Raw genomic sequence first — 15849 nt, 5'->3', positions numbered from 1 at the left:
TTCCTGTCGGTTCCCGCATCACCGGTCGCCTCCTACACCCACCCGCCACAATTGACGGATCCGATAAATAATCGGCGCGACGAATTTCTTGAAATTCGGGAGGCAGCCATGACGGCCGCGCGACCTACCTGCATCTGGCTCGGAGCCGGCGCCATCACTCTCGGGCTCGGGGCCGCCCTCGCCGGCGGAACGGCCGCCGCCGACGCGACCGGCTCCCACCCCGACCGGCCGCCGAACAGCACGCATAGCCACCAGGCACTGAGCCGCGCAACATCTTCTGCCAGCGTCATCCCGACGCCCGCGAATCACCAGAAGACGGCGAGTGCTGACATCAAAGCCGCCGCAAGTGCACCCGGCGCGCCGTCCGGCCGCAACGTGCCGGCCAAGAGCACACCTCTCGCAGCTACCAAGCCCTCCGCCAGTCCCAGTAGCGCCGCATCCGCACAACCCCCGGCCACCTCCCGGGCGCACACCGCGATCGCAGCGGTAGCCGCGTCCGCGCCGACGAAACCCGCGGCGGCGGTCAGCACGCCAGTCGCAAACGCGCCTACCCCGGCAGGTAATCCCGGTGGATTCGTCCAGACGCTGATCGCAAACTTGCTGGGCGCGGTTAATGGGTTGTCCGACGCACTGACCGGACGCCCGCTGATCGGCAATGGCGTGGCGGGCATCACCAACGCGCAGGGCGTAGGTACGCCCGGTGGGCCCGGCGGCTGGCTCGCCGGCAACGGCGGCGCCGGCGGCGACAGCACTGCCGTTGGCACAGTTGGCGGAGCCGGGGGCACGGGCGGACTGCTGCTCGGCAACGGTGGACCCGGCGGGGCCGGCGGGCCGGACGGCATGGGCGGAACCGGGGGCGCGGGCGGCCTGCTGCTCGGCGACGGTGGACCGGGCGGTACGGGCGGGGAACTCGCCCAAGGCGGTGCCGGCGGCCATGGCGGCTTCGTGATCGGCAATGGCGGGCCAGGCGGCTCCGGCGGAGTTCTGGCTTCCGGCGGGTCTGGCGGCGCCAGTGGCCTGTTGGGCCAACCGGGCGCGATGGGCACCGCCGGCGGGCCGCCGTCGGTTGCGCTGTCCTACTCGACGACGAACGAATACACAACGATCGGCATCTCGGTCGGCGGCGGCCCAATCACACCTACTGAAATCGACACGGGGTCCAGCGGGCTGGAAATACCGATCACACAGGTCAACGCCGACAACATCGGGCAACCGACCGGAATTACGGGCATGACCCAGTTCGGAAGTTGGGGAAAGTTCTATTACACCGAGTACAAGACGTCAGTCGACTTCGGCAATGGCCTGGTCACCGCGCCAACCGACATCGGAGTCATCACCAGAGTGTCGGAACTGATCAACGGAACGTGGACCGACATACCTCAATCCGAGTGGTCCGATCCGAAGTACGCCGTGGACGCGAACATGGGCGTCTGCTGGGGAACGGATTCCGGAGGCCTCGCCAGTCCCGTGCACGCTCTGCCCGGCAGCCTCGATCAGGGGCTCTTGCTCGACGAGCCCGCGGGCCAGCTTGTCTTCGGCGCAAATCCGCTGACGCCCGTCACCACGGTATCCGGTTGGTATTCCACAACTTTGGATGTACAAACCAGCTACAACGGCGTGCAATCGGGCGTGCAGCAGATTGTCGACAACGTGACGATCGACAGCGGCGGCCTCGGCGGAAACATCCCGGACGACGTCCTCACCACCAGCCTGTCGAACTACCACGTCGGCGATTACCTACCGGCCGGCACCACCGTTTCCGTTTACACCGCCGATGGACAGGCCGAGCTCTACACGATGACGGTTTCGTCGGCCGACTACACAGCCGGCAGCGGCCCATCCATCTCGACGAAGTCCGACGGCTTCAACACCGGCATCTTCCCGTTCCTCCAGGGACCGATTTACTTCTCATACACTCCGGCCAACCAGGGCACGACGACGTTCGACTACCTACCCGCAGCCTGAAGTGAAAACCGCACTGCGCATGAGGCTTTGACGTCGACGGGACATCAAAGAACCCATCACTCAGGCCGCGAACGCGGACGACAGTTGAACCCGGATGACCGGATCGGAGTCGAGACGATGACGGAGCGCACTCTCGAATTGCCAGATGGACGCGAAATCATGGTCCAGTCGGCAGTCGACGGCCGCCGCCGCGCCGGACGGCGGCGGACTGTCGGCGATGTGGTCGGCGACGGGTTCGAGCAAGGTCCGCGGCGCCGCGAGGTAGTAACCGGGATTCGGACCGCCGACCTCGGCCGCGTACAGCAGGCCGTGCTCGGTGATGACGATGTGCGTGGCCAGCACCCGCACCGGCCCGTGCCGCTCCGCGGTGCCCCACTCCTCGGCCGCCAGCCGCCCCTGGATCACGTGCAGCCGCACGTCGTCGGTCAGGAATTTCGTGAAATCACGCGGCCCGAGCACACGGGCAGACGCGAGGTCAGCATCCAGGCCACCGCACAGCATCTCTCCGATGTAATTCAACAACCGATCGCTCATGTCGCGCTCCCATCGGGCCGTACCTTGAGCCTGCACCCGCCCGGTGGCGAACGTCAATGGTTATTCAGAGCTGCGGGCCCTCCGCACGGAGATCGTCGACCGTGGTCATGGCGTCACGCAGTTTCGCGAGCCATTCCTCGGCATGCTCACCGACGAGCCGTACCGACCAGGCCAGCGCATCTGAACGCGACCGTGCCACCCCGGCGTCCACCAGAGTGTCGAGCACCTGACGCTCCGGCTGCTTGAGTCTGGTCATCACAGGAACGGCCAAGTGAGTGAACAGGGTTCGCTCCGAGTCGCCCACCGATACTCCCCAGGCCACTTTACGGCCGTAGCGCGCTTCCGCCTCGTCGGCGATCCGCATGCGCTCAGACCGGGTCTCTTCCCGGAAGCGTGCGACGCGCCCGGACGCCCGAGCAGCGGTTTCCGGGTTCTCCGGCTCGGGCAGCCGCCCGATGACGATGATCTCCTCGCGGTCCACCGTGACGTCCGGGTCTCCGGCGAACCACTCGTCTGGGAGCCGACCGGCGAACCAGTCGGCGGCGTCGCCCGCGTCGGGCTGCTGCGCTTGTTGCCAGCCGCCGCGGCGGTCCTGGCCAGGATGACGTTGCTTCATGCTTACATGATTACATCGTTACAGCTGTAAGAACACAGCCTTTCACCCGAGGCGAACACCGGTTTCGTCAGAGGTTGCGCCGCAACACCACGCCGCCGGCCACGAGCAGGGCGAGCGCAAGCAACACCGCCCAACCAGTGCCGACGAATACGCCCACGAGGACGACGGCGACAATCGCGGGCGAGGCCAGGAACAGGATCATGCCCGGGTGCTGCTTTGCGACAGCCAGAGCGCTCTTGGCTCGAATGGGGTCGATTTCCTTGCGTGCCATGGGAACCAGGATGCCACCCGGCCCGACCTAAAGACGAGGAAGACCGAGACCCACCTCACACCTCTACCCATACCCCCTATGGGTATATACTCGGGGCATGAGTCAGGTACTTGAAGTTCAGGGAATGTCGTGCGGACACTGCGTCGCGTCCATCACCTCCGCTGTCGAGCCGCTGGCCGGCGTGACCGGCGTCGAGGTCGATCTGGCGGCCGGAACCGTACGCGTCGATGGTGAGCCCGACCCGGCCGCCGTTGCCGCCGCGATCGAAGACGCCGGATACGACGTCGTCCAACCAGCATGACCACGTCGGTCACGCTGTCCGTGGGCGGTATGACGTGTTCGTCATGTGCTGCCCGAATCGAGAAGCGGCTCAACCGGATTGACGGAGTTCACGCCACCGTGAACTTCGCGACCGAACAGGCGGCCATCACTTACCCGGACAGCGTGACCACCGACGACCTCGTAGTGGCCGTGGAGGCCACCGGCTACACCGCGAGCATCGACAAGGCCGATACGCCAACCGAAACGGCGTACCTGCCGCGGCTGTTGGTTTCCCTGGCCCTGACCATCCCGGTGCTCGCCCTGTCGATGATCCCGGCCCTGCACTTCCCGCACTGGCCGTTGTGGGCGTTGGCGCTCACCACCCCGGTGGTGTTCTGGGGTGCCTGGCCGCTGCACCACGCCGCGTGGACCAACCTGCGGCACGGCGCGGCCACCATGGACACCCTGGTGTCGCTCGGCGTCCTCACCTCGTACCTCTGGTCGGTATGGATGCTGACCACAGGCGGCGAGCACCTCTACCTGGAGGTAGCCGCCACCGTCACGACGCTGATCCTGGCCGGCAAATTCTTCGAAACCCGCGCCAAGCGGCAATCCGGCGCGGCGCTGCGCGCGCTGCTCGATCTCGGCGCCAAGGACGTGGCGGTACTCCGGGACGGCCGCGAAACCCGGTTACCCGTCGAGCAATTGACGGTCGGCGACACGTTCGTGGTCCGCCCTGGCGAGAAGGTCGCCACCGATGGCGTCGTGATCAGCGGGACATCCGCGGTCGACGCGTCGATGCTGACCGGCGAATCGGTCCCGGTCGAGGTCGGCCCCGGCGACCAGCTCGCCGGAGCGACGGTGAACGCCGGTGGGCGCCTCGAGGTTCGGGCCACGCGCGTCGGCGCGGACACCCAGCTGGCGCAGATGGCGCGCTTGGTGGCCGATGCGCAGAGCGGCAAGGCCGAAGTGCAACGGCTCGCCGATCGGGTGTCTGCGGTGTTCGTGCCGGTGGTCATCGGGCTGGCGCTGCTGACGCTGATCGGCTGGCTGGTCGCCGGCGGGTTCGGGGCGAGCACGGCGACGGGGGAAGGTCCGGTCAGCGCCGCACTGACCGCTGCCGTGTCGGTGCTGATCATCGCGTGCCCCTGCGCACTTGGGCTGGCCACGCCGACGGCGCTGCTTGTCGGCACTGGTCGCGGCGCACAGCTGGGCATCTTGATCAAGGGTCCGCAGGTGCTCGAATCGACCCGCAAGGTCGACACCGTCGTGCTGGACAAGACCGGCACGGTGACCACCGGAAAGATGACGGTGGCCGCGGTACATGCCCAGTCCGACAACGTATTACGACTCGCAGGTGCGCTGGAGCACGCTTCGGAGCACCCCATCGCCCAGGCCATCGCAACCCGCGCGGCCCAGGATGGCACATTGCCGCCGGTCACGGACTTCGTCAACCACGACGGTCGCGGCGTCACCGGCGTGGTGGACGGTCACAACGTCGCCGTCGGGCGGTACGGTTGGCTGGCCACGGAGGCCCCGCCGGAGTTGCAGTCCGCCGCACGCACCGCCGAATCCGAGGGCCGCACCCCGGTGTGGGTAGCGGTCGACGGCGCCATCGCGGGCGTCATCGTGGTCTCGGACACAGTGAAAGACACTGCTGCCGAAGCCATTGCCGATCTCAAGAAACTGGGTCTGACTCCCGTCCTGCTGTCCGGCGACAACGCCCGCGCGGCCGGTGCGGTGGCCGCCGAAGTCGGCATCGATACAGTGATCGCCGAGGTGCTGCCCGCCGACAAGGTCGACGAGATCAAGCGGCTGCAGGACCAGGGCCGGGTCGTGGCGATGGTCGGTGACGGCGTGAATGATGCTGCCGCCCTTGTCCAAGCCGATTTGGGACTGGCAATGGGTACCGGCACCGATGTGGCGATCGAGGCCTCCGACCTGACCCTGGTCAGCGGCGATCTTCGCGCGGCAGGCGACGCCATCCGGCTTTCCCGAGCGACGCTCAAGACCATCAAGGGCAACCTGTTCTGGGCGTTTGCCTACAACGTCGCGGCGATCCCGCTGGCGGCCATGGGCCTGCTCAACCCGATGATCGCCAGCGCGGCAATGGCTTTCAGCTCGCTGTTCGTCGTGAGCAACAGCCTGCGACTGCGCAGCTTCAAGCCCAGCCGGTAGCTACCAGATCCGCACCCAGTCGATCAACATGTCCGCCGGGTAGGTGCCGGCGCCAGGATCGCCACCACCAGAACCTGCGACCGCGAGGTCGATGATCGGGAACAGGGTGTAGCCAGGATCGTTGAAGTGCCAGTTGGGCAACGACTTGGCCGGCACGTTGAAGTACGGCTGGGCGCCGTCGGTGTAGTCGAGCCAGAACCGGATACCGGCGTCGTCCCACTGGCAACGCCACGTGTGCCAATTGCTGTCCGGCGCGATGGTCTGCGAAACATGTTCGCCGCCATTGAGGTTGGCGTGCACAGTGGTACCAGGGGCCCAGTGCCCGTTGCCGTACCACTCCATGATGTCGACCTCGCCGCCGACGACCGGGTCGCTGTTGGCCAGATACCAGGCCGGCCAGCAGCCCGGCGTCAGACAGTTGAGCTTGATCCGAGCCTCGAAGGTATGGCCGATGCCGGCGCGGAAGGTGCCGAAAATCTTGCCGCCGTAGAACGTGTTTCCGTCCTTCGCGGCACGGATCACCAGGTTCGACTTGCCATCCAGGAAAAGGTTCTTGCGGTCGTTGCGGTACTGGCCGACGTGCTCGGGGAGCTCCCAGTACGTCGGGTCCTTCATCGATTCGCGGGCCGTCGCGATCTCCCATTTCGAGGTATCGGGCGACGATCCGGCCGGTCCGTCGAAGTTGTCCTCGAAGATCAGCTTTCCGGGCGTATCGGCCCGGGCCTCGGCGATCGGGAGCGTGGCGGCCAACAGGCCCAGCCCCGCCATCGACATCATGCTGCGACGATCAATGTCTGGCATGTCTACCCATGTAAGCCGGGTCCGCGGCCCGGTGCAAATCGGGCGCCGGCGCCGCGACTAGCCCTGGACGCGCCGAGCCCGGAACAATTTCACCTCGTCACGGATACCTTTCAGCCGCCGCGCACCGGCGAATGACCAGGCGAAACCCGGCGCCTCACCGACCGCCTCGCGGGCTGATTCAGCCAGCAGGACGGCGCCGGGCCGGGCCACGCCCGTCACGCGGCTGGCCTGATTGACGGGACTGCCGAACCAGTCCCCCGCCCGGCTCACTGCCGGCCCCGTCGCCATTCCGGCTTTGAGCCGCGGCAGCGTCTCGTCGTCGTCAGCTGCCGCCACCAATTGCAGCAGAATGTTCAGCAGCGGCACCGGCTCCGAGCTGACCAGCATGACGGCGTCCCCGATGGTCTTGACGAATCGCACCGGCGGTTCGGCGAGATCGCGCGCCAAGTCCGCCAGGCGCTGCGACAGGCGCTCCAAATCTTCCGGCGGCAGCTGCTCACCGAGGGTGGTGAACCCCACCAGATCGGCGAACGCGACGGATACCTGCCCGGCTCCGGGCAGTGGCCGGCCGGCAATCCGCTCGCTGGCGCTGACCTCTTCCTCCGACATCGCGTGCAACAGCTGAGTGCGCAGCATGTCCTGGATCATCGGGCCGAGCAGCGGTGCGACCCGACTGACGAGCGCCGTAGTCGCCTTGGCGCTGTCCAGTTCGCTGGTTCCCGGTTGCACGATGGCGGACAGCGCGGCAACACGCATGACCTCGACGGTGCGGGCCAGTCCGTCAGCCATGACCTGGACCACTGCCACCACCTCATCCTCGGGCAGGCCCAGCCGAATGCACTGCTGCCCGTATCCGATCAACTCGCCGTCGACCGGCAGGTAGAGCGCGGCATCAGGATCCTCGGAGCGGGGCCGGCCCGCAGCGTGCAGAATTCGTTGCAGGCGATCGAGATCCATGCCCCGCTGCGCGCTGATCTGCCGCGCCGACAGCCGGGTGCCGTCATCACCCAACGCTCGCCGGGCGGGCAGCAACACCGGTGCGAACGACTCGTTGATCTGGTCTTCGGTAAACCCCTCGGCCAGCAACCAGTCGGTCAGCTCTGCGCGGTCGGCAGGCTCGGCAGCTTGTTCGCTCACCCGGCCAACTTAGCGTGACTGGTAGACACGCAGAATGGCGCACATGACCGAGCCACAGATGCCGCTTCGCACGGGACTGCCGGCGATTGTCGGCGCCAATCCACGGGTGCTGATCCTCGGTTCGTTTCCCAGCGAGAAGTCGTTGGACACCGGCGAGTACTACGCCAACACCCGCAACCAGTTCTGGCGGCTGCTCGGCGCGCTGTTCGGATTCGACGCGGAGCTGCCCTATCCCGAGCGCATCGCTGCTGTCACCAGAGCCGGGGTGGCGCTGTGGGACGTCGTGTGCAGCTGCCGACGGGCCGGCAGCATGGATGCGAACATCGATCGGAAGACGTTGGTGCTCAACGATTTCAACGCATTCCTGACTGAGCATCCGACGATCGAGCGGGGATTCGTCAACGGACTCACCGCGTACACGCTGTTTCAGCAAGCCGACATCGCGCTGCCCGCCGCTCGGCTCCCGTCGAGCAGCGGAGCATTGACCATGTCGTTCACCGAAAAACTCGCCGCATGGCGAGTAGTCGGCTGAGCGTTTCACCTGCTCCGATCGGGGTATGCCGTGTGCATCCGCATCCGGACCCAGGGGGTTTACCCATGTCACGCATCACTACGAACCTGCCGGGAGTTACGAAGTTTCTGGGTGCGGCCCTGGCCGCACTGACTGTCGCCGGTGTCATTTCTGCGACGCCGGCCGGCGCATTCTCCCGACCGGGACTCCCCATCGAATACCTGAACGTGCCGTCCGCGGCCATGGGCCGCAACGTCAAAGTCGAATTCCAGGGTGGCGGTCCGCACGCCCTGTACCTGTTGGACGGTCTGCGCGCCCAGGATGACACCAACGGCTGGGACATCAACACCCCGGCCTTCGAGTGGTACAACGGATCGGGCCTGTCGGTGGTCATGCCGGTCGGCGGCATGTCGAGCTTCTATACAGACTGGTACCAGCCGGCCGTCGGCAACGGCACCACTCAGACTTATAAGTGGGAAACCTTCCTGACCAGCGAATTGCCGGCCTGGTTGGCGGCCAACAAGCACATCTCAACCGGCGGTAATGCGGTCGTCGGGCTTTCGATGAGCGGCTCGACCGCACTGATCTATGCCGCCGACCACTCGAACATATTCCGGTACGCCGGCTCGCTGTCGGGATTCCTCAACCTGTCCGACCCCTTCTGGCCACCGCTGGTCGGGCTGGCGATGAACGATGCCGGTGGCTTCAATCCCGGCGCGATGTGGGGTCCGCCGAGTGACCCGGCATGGGCCCGCAACGATCCGACGGTCAACGTCGGCAAGATCGTCGCCTCCGGCGCCCGGCTGTGGGTGTATTGCGGCACGGGCACACCCGACGACTTGGCAGGTGCCACCAGTGGTGCGCCGCAACAGTTCCTGGAGAACTTCACGCTGGCGTCCAACACCAAGTTCCAGGCCGCGTACGTCGCCGCCGGCGGGCACAACGCCACCTTCAATTTCCCACCGACCGGCACCCACACCTGGGCCTACTGGGGTCAGCAACTCCTGCAGATGAAGCCGGACATCCAGGCCACGCTCGGCGCGCGCTAGCCGATGGATGGCCGCCGATCAGCCCAGGGCCGGGCTGCTTCGAGCTGTGCGCTCAGAGACAGCAAGGTCGCCTCGTCAAAGGGCCTGCCCACCAACTGAATCGAGGTCGGGATGCCGGTGTCGTCCAGCCCCCAGGGCACGACCGCTGCCGGTTGGCCGGTGACGTTGAACATGGCCTGGAACGGCACCCGCGCCGCGACTGACGCCAAGGTGGAGACGGCGCCGCGGCGCTGGTATTTCCCGATCCGAGACGGTCCGGACGCCGCCCCCGGGGTGATCACCACGTCGACGGTGTCGAACACCGACTGCACCCGTGCGGTCAGCGCAGGTTCGGCGGCGCGAATCGCATCGATGCGTCGCTGGGAGATCAGCCCACCGATCCTGGCGAAGGCGCGGGTCCGGCGGTCCAACCGGTCCGGGTGCGGCAACGCAGACACGTCGTCGTAGACCCCGCGGAAGTACCGGGGCAGGGCGTGCCCGTACACCGCTGACACCGGATAGTCGGGGTCCCGCTCGACGACATCGTGGCCCAGTTCCTTGAGCAGTGCCCCCGCCTGCTGCACCGCGGCGCGTTGCGTCGCTCCCACCCGCGCGGTCACCAACGGAGGCACCTTGGTGCTCAACGCAATCCGCAGCCGTCCGGGCGCTCGTCGGGCGGCCTCGCTGAAACCTCCGTCGGTGGTGGCGTCCAGGAACACCGCCGCGTCTGCCACGGTGCGGGCCAGTGGCCCGTACGCCACCAGACCGCACCACGAATCGTCGTGTGGGCTCGTGGGAATCCGGTCACGCTGCGGTTTGATGCCGAACAACCCGCACCACGTGGCCGGAATCCGGATCGAGCCCATGCCATCGGAACCCAGCGCCATGGCAGCCAGACCGGCGGCGACCGCCGCGCCACTGCCGCCGCTGCTGCCGCCCGGTGCATAACCCGGGTTCCAGGGATTCCGCGTCGCACCATAGGTCAGCGTCTCGGTGAAGGGCCAGATCATCATCTCGGGCACCGAGGTCTTGCCCAGGATCACCGCGCCGGCGGCGCGCAGGCGGCGGATCACCTCGGCATCCGCGGCGGCGGCCGATCCGTGGGCACTGCTGCCGTAGGTGGTCAGTTCGCCCACCACATCGGTGTCGTCCTTGACGGCGATCGGCACACCGAGCAGCGGTAGCCGCTCCCCCGCGTCCAGCCGGGCCTGTGCGGCGCGGGCCTCCGCCCGGGCGCTCTCGGCCAGAACAACACGGTAACAACGCAATTCGGGATCGATACGCCGAATCCGGTCCAGATACAGTTCCACGAGTTCGGGCGCGCTCACCGCGCCGGTTGCGAGCAGCCGGGCCTGCTGGGCGGCGCCGGCGAACGCCAGTTCACGAGGGTCCATGCGGCGCAGACTACCTATCGCCGGCGATGTTTTGTGGCGTACTCGCCCGGCGTGCAGCCGAGCATGGAGCGGAAATCGTTGATGAAATGCGCCTGGTCGTACCAGCCCAAACGCACTGCCAGATCGGCGAAGTCGAGATCGGGGACCGTCTCGATCTGCAGCGCCGCATGCTGCAGGCGGTAGCGGCACAGCACCCATTTCACCGGCACGCCGACGTAGCGGCGGAACAGTCGCTGGGTGGTGCGCTCGCTCCAGGGAGACAGCGCCATCACCTGTTCGACGCGGTGCAGCTGTGGATCGTTGCCGACCCGGTCGAGCAGCGTCAGCAGGTCGCGGTAGGTGGTGTCCGCGTCGGTGTGGTCGCCGATCACGTCGTCGAGAACAGCGGCCGCCTGTTCGATGTCGTCGGCAAAAGAGACTGGTGTGCCAAACAATTCGTCGTCAGCAGGTAGGACGCGGCCCGTCAGCGCGCCGGCGTCCCGGCCGAACCGGGCCGCGAAACCACCGGGCCGAAAGCGCGCTCCCACCACCGAGCCCGACGACGACAGCGTGGTGACGAACACCCGCTCGACCACACCGTGCACGAGCGTCGCCGGCAGCGGGTGACCGTGCCGAACAACATCGGTGCCCCACTCGTGGGTCAGGTGCACCGCGGGAAACGTGATGACGGTGCTGTCGAACGGCTCTGCGTCGCGTAAGTCCCACATGACCGACCAGAGATACTCGACCCAGACGGCTGCCGCGGCGGACGGCTGCCACTGATGCAGGTCGAACACCGAGCCCGTGTTCGCACGGCCGACCACACCCAGCCGCGGAGCTGTTGTCGGGTTTTTCCAAGCCGCCACACCACCGACCCTACGAAACTGGGTGCCGTGAGTGTGCAACCAATTCCCCAGGGCTACACCAGCCTCACTCCATTCCTGGTGATCGACGGGGCCGCAGCCGCCATCGACTTCTACGTCGAGGTGTTCGGTGCTCAGCTGATCGAGAAGATGGACGGGAGTGACGGCACCGTGGCACACGCCGAACTGGACTTCGGTACCGGCCGGCTGCAACTGTCCGATCCCAATCCCGACTACGAGCTGATCGCGCCGCCACGCAGCGGCCCGGTGACGCATTCTGTGGTGCTGTACTGCCCCGACGTCGACGCGGTGGTCGACCGGGCCGAGCGCGCCGGAGCGACAATCCGGGAAGCCGCACAGACTTTCGTCACCGGTGACCGGTTCGCATCGATCGTCGATCCGTTCGGTCAGCGCTGGGCCGTGATGACGCGGGTCGAAGAGGTCGACGCCGCCGAGCGCGACCGCCGGTTGTCGGAGTGGGCGGCCACCAACGTCTGACCTGCCTGGCCTACCGTGGACTGATGGCCTGTGTGTTCTGCGACATCATCGCCGGGACGGCGCCCGCCGTGCGCGTCTACGAGGACGACGACTATGTGGCGTTCCTCGACATCCGCCCGTTCTCCCGTGGCCATACCCTCGTGGTCCCGAAACGGCACTACGAGAACCTGGTCGACACCCCGCCGGACGTGGTGGCCGGTATGGCCAAGCTCGGCCAGCGCATCGCGCAGGCGTCGCGGGAGTCCGGCCTGCATGCCGACGGCAACAACATCGCGATCAATGACGGCAAAGCCGCGTTTCAGACGGTATTTCACATCCATCTGCACGTCGTCCCGCGCAAGACCGGCGACAAGCTGGCGTTCGCCAAGGGCATGCTGTTACGCCGCGATCCGGACCGAGAAACCAGTGGAAAGATCCTACTGGAGGCGGTGGCGCGGCTCTCTGATCCGCAGGCAGACTTGAGCACATGAGTATGCCCCTGTGGGAGAAATATCTCGGCCTCCCGTTGCTGAAGCTGCACGACCGCATCTACCAGAAGACGGAAGGCCGCATCGGACATCAGATTCCCGGTGTCCCGCCCAGCCTGCTGCTGCATACCGTCGGCGCCAAGACCGGCCTGGCGCGCACCACGTCGCTGACCTACGCGAAGGACGGCGACGCCTATCTGGTGGTCGCATCCAAGGGCGGCGAGCCGACGGCACCCGGCTGGTACTTCAATTTGAAGGCCAAGCCCGAGATCGAAATCAACGTCGGCCCAAAGCGATTCCCGGTCACCGCCCGTGTGGTCGGCAGGGACGACCCGGACTACCCGCGGATGTGGCAGGTCGTGAACAAGAACAACGCCAACCGGTACGCGGGCTATCAGAAGCGCACGACCCGGCCCATCCCGGTGGTCGCACTGACACCGCGTTAGAGCAGCTGCTCGGCCAGGAGCCGTAGCGTCGTCTCCCGGGCCGGGGCGGTGGCTGGATCGCAGCCCCGGCGAGCGGAGGCGACGGGGCTGACCATCACCTCGTCGACACCGAAATACGATGCCAGGTCCCGGATTTGCTGCGCGGCCTCGGCAGGTGCGCCGACGATGGCCCGCTCCATCCCGGCGGCCACGATGGCCTGCTGGGGTGCGGTGAGCTCGTTTCGCTCGGAGTCCTCGACCAGGTCCAGCGCGCGCAGCGGTTCACCGGTCCGCAGCCAAGCCATCATCTGCAGGTTCGGCCGGATCAGCTCCTCGGCCTCCCGCCGCGTCTCCGCCACGCACGCATTGACCGTCATGAATGTCGTTGGCTTGTCGGCGAATTCGCTGGGCCGGAACTCCTCGCGATAGGTGGTCAGCGCTTCCTCGGTGCCCTGCCCGGAGAAGTGGTGGGCGAACACGTACGGCAATCCCTTGGCGGCGGCGAGGTGTGCCGAATACATCGACGAGCCGAGCAGCCACAGTTTCGGCGGACTCACAGCCGACGGGGTGGCCTTCAGAATGTAATTCTGGTCCAACAGGTTTCGCCCCTCGAGAGAGACCTTGACGCCGCCGGGGCTCATGAGCGCGACGACGTCGTCGAGGTACTCGGGAAAGCGGTGGATGTCCTCATCGCTGCGTCCGGCCGGGCCGCGCAGCGCGATCGAGGTGACGGGGTCGGTCCCCGGTGCCCGCCCGACGCCCAAGTCGATGCGGCCCGGCGCGGCTGCCTCCAACAGTGCGAACTGCTCGGCGACCGCCAGCGGGGCATGGTTGGGCAGCATCACGCCGCCCGAGCCGAGCCGGATCCGTGAGGTCTGCGCAGCCAGGTAGCCCAGCACCACCGGCGGGCTGGTGGCGGCGACCGCGGGCATGTTGTGGTGTTCTGCCACCCAGTAGCGGGTATAGCCAAGCTCGTCGGCGACCTTGGCGAGGCGCACGGTGGCGGCGAAGGCATCGACGGTGGACTGGTCGCTACGGACCGGGACGAGATCAAGGACGGACAACTGCACGCTCTAATCCAACTCTTTCTCGCCTGACGCGATTCCCTTGGCCACGGTGAACACGTCATCGAGCATGGCCGGGGTGAGCCTGCCGGTGAACGTGTTCTGCTGGCTGGGGTGGTAGCAGCCCAGCAGACGACGCCCGTCGGGAAGCGCGGCCAGCGCGCCGTGGCCGAACTTCGGAACGGGTCGTCCCGCGCCGGTCAGCGCCAGCGCGGCCTTCCAGGCGAAGGCGCCGAGCGCGACGACAACCCGGACGTCCTGGGCCGTCAGCCGCCACTCCGCGCGCAGCCACGGCTCGCACGTATCACGTTCGGCCGGCGTCGGGGCGTTGTCGGGCGGCGCGCATCGGACCGCGGCGACCACGCGAATATCGTTGAGGGTCAACCCATCTGCGGCATCGATGCTCTCGGCACTGCTGGCCAGGCCGGCGCGGTGCAGGGCCGCGAAGAGGAAGTCGCCCGACCTGTCACCGGTGAACACCCGACCGGTGCGGTTGGCGCCGTGCGCGGCCGGCGCCAGTCCCAGTACCCAGATCCGCGGCCGGTCCACCCCGAGACCCGGCGCCGGCCGGCCCCAGTACGGCTCGCCGGCGTACGCCTTGCGCGTGGCCACCGTCCGCGTCGCGACGTCCTCACGCCAGGTGACCAGGCGCGGACACCCGCGGCACACGGATACCTGGGCGTCGAGCTCGGCCACCTCGATGCAGCGGCGGGCACTGGCCCGGACCTGCGCCGCGGTGCGGGCGACGGGCGTGTCGGCGTCGGCCGGGTCCCCGGGCCAACCCGAACCGGCCGGCACCGGGGAGGGGAACAACACTCCGGTTCGGGGATGCGGCAGCACTCCCAGATTCTGCGCCTGGGCCGCGCGACTATGCGGCGAAGCTGTCCAATTGGACGCTGTGGTAGGCCGACCGCAGCCGTTCGTAGCGGTACCGGTTGTACGCCAGCGGATCAAGAACGAGCGCTCGCGGCAGGTACCGCCAGACCAGCTGCGACGCCCTCAGGTACAGCGCATATTCAATACGGTTCAAGGGTGTCGACCGAATGGCGAGCAGCTCTTGCATCTTCGGGTGAGCATGGCGCCGCCCCAACACCTTGGGCACCCGCAACACCACGGGGGTCACCGCGGACCACAACGGCGACATGATCGACCTCAGCAGCTTCGGGAGCAGCGCGGGGACCGGCAGGGTGTCGAAGCTGTCATCGGCGTACTGCAGGAATCCGTTGTCCGCCAAGGACTCCTCGGCGACCCGGTCGTAGTACGCCAGCATGTCGGCAAGCGTTTCCGGCAGCTTGGCCCGAGCGCTGGGCAACTCGAGATAGCTCGCCATCCATCGCACGGTCTGGTACACGACTTCGCGCTCCTCGGAGTCGAGATCACGGCCGCATATCGCCAGATAGCCGCGGTACAGGGCATTCAGCCCGCTCACCGCGACCCACTTCCAGAGGTCAGGGTCGAGCGCGCTGAACCTCGTGTCGGCGAACTCGCCGTTGCCGGTGCCTTTCACCGCGGAGTGCAGACGCTTCAGCCCCTCGGTGTCGAGGCGCCGGTCGGATTCGTCGCCGAAGAGCATCAACATGGTGTAGGCCAGCGACCTGATGCCGCGATCGGTGAAGTTCTCCTGAAACCGGCCGGAGTGGTCCACGGCCGCGGCGACAGGCCGGTACGCCACCTGATCGAGCGCCAGGCGCCCGAAGAGACCGAGACTCAGCGGCGAGCCGACCCACCATCTGACATCGGCGGCGAGCGCAGCGTGAGGCCGGCCGGGCTGCCACGGCGCAACGCCGGCCTCAACCGGCGAGGCAGTCATGGTCATGCGCACATCCAATCTGTCATCAAGCGTTGATAGATGAGATC

At 67.1% G+C, this 15849-nt stretch carries 18 protein-coding genes; 8 read left to right on the top strand and 10 right to left on the bottom strand.

Annotated features, from left to right (window positions below):
- The first annotated feature begins 108 nt into the window (after window positions 1-108).
- On the top strand, window positions 109-1965 hold the full coding sequence (locus G6N59_RS22575; protein WP_138229069.1) for a PecA family PE domain-processing aspartic protease: 1857 nt from the start codon (window positions 109-111) through the stop codon (window positions 1963-1965).
- Window positions 1966-2025: 60 nt separating this feature from the next.
- On the opposite strand, the gene G6N59_RS22570 is transcribed toward G6N59_RS22575, so the two are convergent.
- From G6N59_RS22570 to G6N59_RS22560, 3 genes are all read right to left on the bottom strand, one after another.
- Window positions 2026-2499, bottom strand: coding sequence for a glucose-6-phosphate dehydrogenase (locus G6N59_RS22570; RefSeq protein ID WP_138229068.1), 474 nt, complete (start codon window positions 2497-2499; stop codon window positions 2026-2028).
- A gap of 64 nt (window positions 2500-2563) precedes the next feature.
- On the bottom strand, window positions 2564-3115 hold the full coding sequence (locus tag G6N59_RS22565; protein WP_138229067.1) for an ATP-binding transcription factor AbmR: 552 nt from the start codon (window positions 3113-3115) through the stop codon (window positions 2564-2566).
- Window positions 3116-3182: 67 nt separating this feature from the next.
- A complete protein-coding gene (locus G6N59_RS22560; protein ID WP_138229066.1) occupies window positions 3183-3386 on the bottom strand; it encodes a hypothetical protein in 204 nt (67 codons plus the stop codon).
- Window positions 3387-3483: 97 nt separating this feature from the next.
- Between G6N59_RS22560 and G6N59_RS22555 the strand changes: the two genes are divergently transcribed.
- Both G6N59_RS22555 and G6N59_RS22550 read left to right on the top strand, forming a co-directional pair.
- A complete protein-coding gene (locus tag G6N59_RS22555; RefSeq protein WP_138229065.1) occupies window positions 3484-3687 on the top strand; it encodes a cation transporter in 204 nt (67 codons plus the stop codon).
- Window positions 3684-5825 (top strand): heavy metal translocating P-type ATPase, encoded by a 2142-nt coding sequence (locus G6N59_RS22550; protein WP_138229064.1) that lies wholly within the window; start codon window positions 3684-3686, stop codon window positions 5823-5825. The genes G6N59_RS22555 and G6N59_RS22550 overlap by 4 nt, the downstream gene beginning before the upstream one ends.
- Here G6N59_RS22550 and G6N59_RS22545 read toward each other — a convergent pair whose 3' ends face one another.
- Both G6N59_RS22545 and G6N59_RS22540 read right to left on the bottom strand, forming a co-directional pair.
- A complete protein-coding gene (locus G6N59_RS22545; RefSeq protein WP_138229063.1) occupies window positions 5826-6626 on the bottom strand; it encodes a glycoside hydrolase family 16 protein in 801 nt (266 codons plus the stop codon). It abuts the gene before it with no gap.
- Between the two features lie 57 nt (window positions 6627-6683).
- Window positions 6684-7763, bottom strand: coding sequence for an adenylate/guanylate cyclase domain-containing protein (locus tag G6N59_RS22540; RefSeq protein ID WP_138229062.1), 1080 nt, complete (start codon window positions 7761-7763; stop codon window positions 6684-6686).
- Window positions 7764-7806: 43 nt separating this feature from the next.
- On the opposite strand from G6N59_RS22540, the gene G6N59_RS22535 reads away from it, so the two are divergent.
- The gene (locus tag G6N59_RS22535; RefSeq protein ID WP_138229061.1) at window positions 7807-8295 is read left to right on the top strand and encodes a DNA-deoxyinosine glycosylase; all 489 of its coding nucleotides are present in this window, start codon (window positions 7807-7809) and stop codon (window positions 8293-8295) included.
- A 65-nt stretch (window positions 8296-8360) separates the two neighbouring features.
- Window positions 8361-9323, top strand: a complete 963-nt coding sequence (locus G6N59_RS22530; protein ID WP_138229060.1) for an esterase family protein — start codon at window positions 8361-8363, stop codon at window positions 9321-9323.
- Here G6N59_RS22530 and G6N59_RS22525 read toward each other — a convergent pair.
- Window positions 9320-10696, bottom strand: coding sequence for an amidase (locus G6N59_RS22525; RefSeq protein ID WP_138229059.1), 1377 nt, complete (start codon window positions 10694-10696; stop codon window positions 9320-9322). The two genes, G6N59_RS22530 and G6N59_RS22525, sit on opposite strands and share 4 nt — an antisense overlap.
- 14 nt (window positions 10697-10710) lie before the next feature.
- Window positions 10711-11541 (bottom strand): AraC family transcriptional regulator, encoded by an 831-nt coding sequence (locus G6N59_RS22520; protein WP_138229058.1) that lies wholly within the window; start codon window positions 11539-11541, stop codon window positions 10711-10713.
- A 27-nt stretch (window positions 11542-11568) separates the two neighbouring features.
- On the opposite strand from G6N59_RS22520, the gene G6N59_RS22515 reads away from it, so the two are divergent.
- The 3 genes from G6N59_RS22515 to G6N59_RS22505 are packed head-to-tail and all read left to right on the top strand — an operon-like array spanning window position 11569 to window position 12949.
- Entirely contained in the window at window positions 11569-12036 is a 468-nt protein-coding gene (locus G6N59_RS22515; RefSeq protein ID WP_138229057.1) for a VOC family protein, read from the top strand.
- A gap of 23 nt (window positions 12037-12059) precedes the next feature.
- Window positions 12060-12506 (top strand): HIT family protein, encoded by a 447-nt coding sequence (locus G6N59_RS22510; protein ID WP_138229056.1) that lies wholly within the window; start codon window positions 12060-12062, stop codon window positions 12504-12506.
- Entirely contained in the window at window positions 12503-12949 is a 447-nt protein-coding gene (locus tag G6N59_RS22505) for a nitroreductase family deazaflavin-dependent oxidoreductase (RefSeq protein ID WP_138229055.1), read from the top strand. Before G6N59_RS22510 ends, G6N59_RS22505 begins: the two co-directional genes overlap by 4 nt.
- Here the strand turns inward: G6N59_RS22505 and G6N59_RS22500 are convergent.
- Genes G6N59_RS22500 through G6N59_RS22490 form a run of 3 tightly spaced genes read right to left on the bottom strand, consistent with a single transcriptional unit; the run spans window position 12946 to window position 15808 of the window.
- Window positions 12946-13998: an LLM class flavin-dependent oxidoreductase gene (locus G6N59_RS22500; RefSeq protein WP_138229054.1), complete on the bottom strand. Its 1053-nt coding sequence runs from the start codon at window positions 13996-13998 to the stop codon at window positions 12946-12948. The two genes, G6N59_RS22505 and G6N59_RS22500, sit on opposite strands and share 4 nt — an antisense overlap.
- A 3-nt stretch (window positions 13999-14001) precedes the next feature.
- On the bottom strand, window positions 14002-14832 hold the full coding sequence (locus G6N59_RS22495; RefSeq protein WP_138229053.1) for a uracil-DNA glycosylase: 831 nt from the start codon (window positions 14830-14832) through the stop codon (window positions 14002-14004).
- Between the two features lie 28 nt (window positions 14833-14860).
- Window positions 14861-15808, bottom strand: a complete 948-nt coding sequence (locus G6N59_RS22490) for an oxygenase MpaB family protein (protein WP_138229052.1) — start codon at window positions 15806-15808, stop codon at window positions 14861-14863.
- Between the last annotated feature and the right edge of the window lie 41 nt (window positions 15809-15849).

The sequence above is a fragment of the Mycolicibacterium aubagnense genome (genome assembly GCF_010730955.1).
GTDB lineage: Bacteria > Actinomycetota > Actinomycetes > Mycobacteriales > Mycobacteriaceae > Mycobacterium > Mycobacterium aubagnense.
The sequence above is the reverse complement of the archived record's forward strand: the minus strand, read 5'-3'. Positions and strand labels throughout refer to the sequence as shown.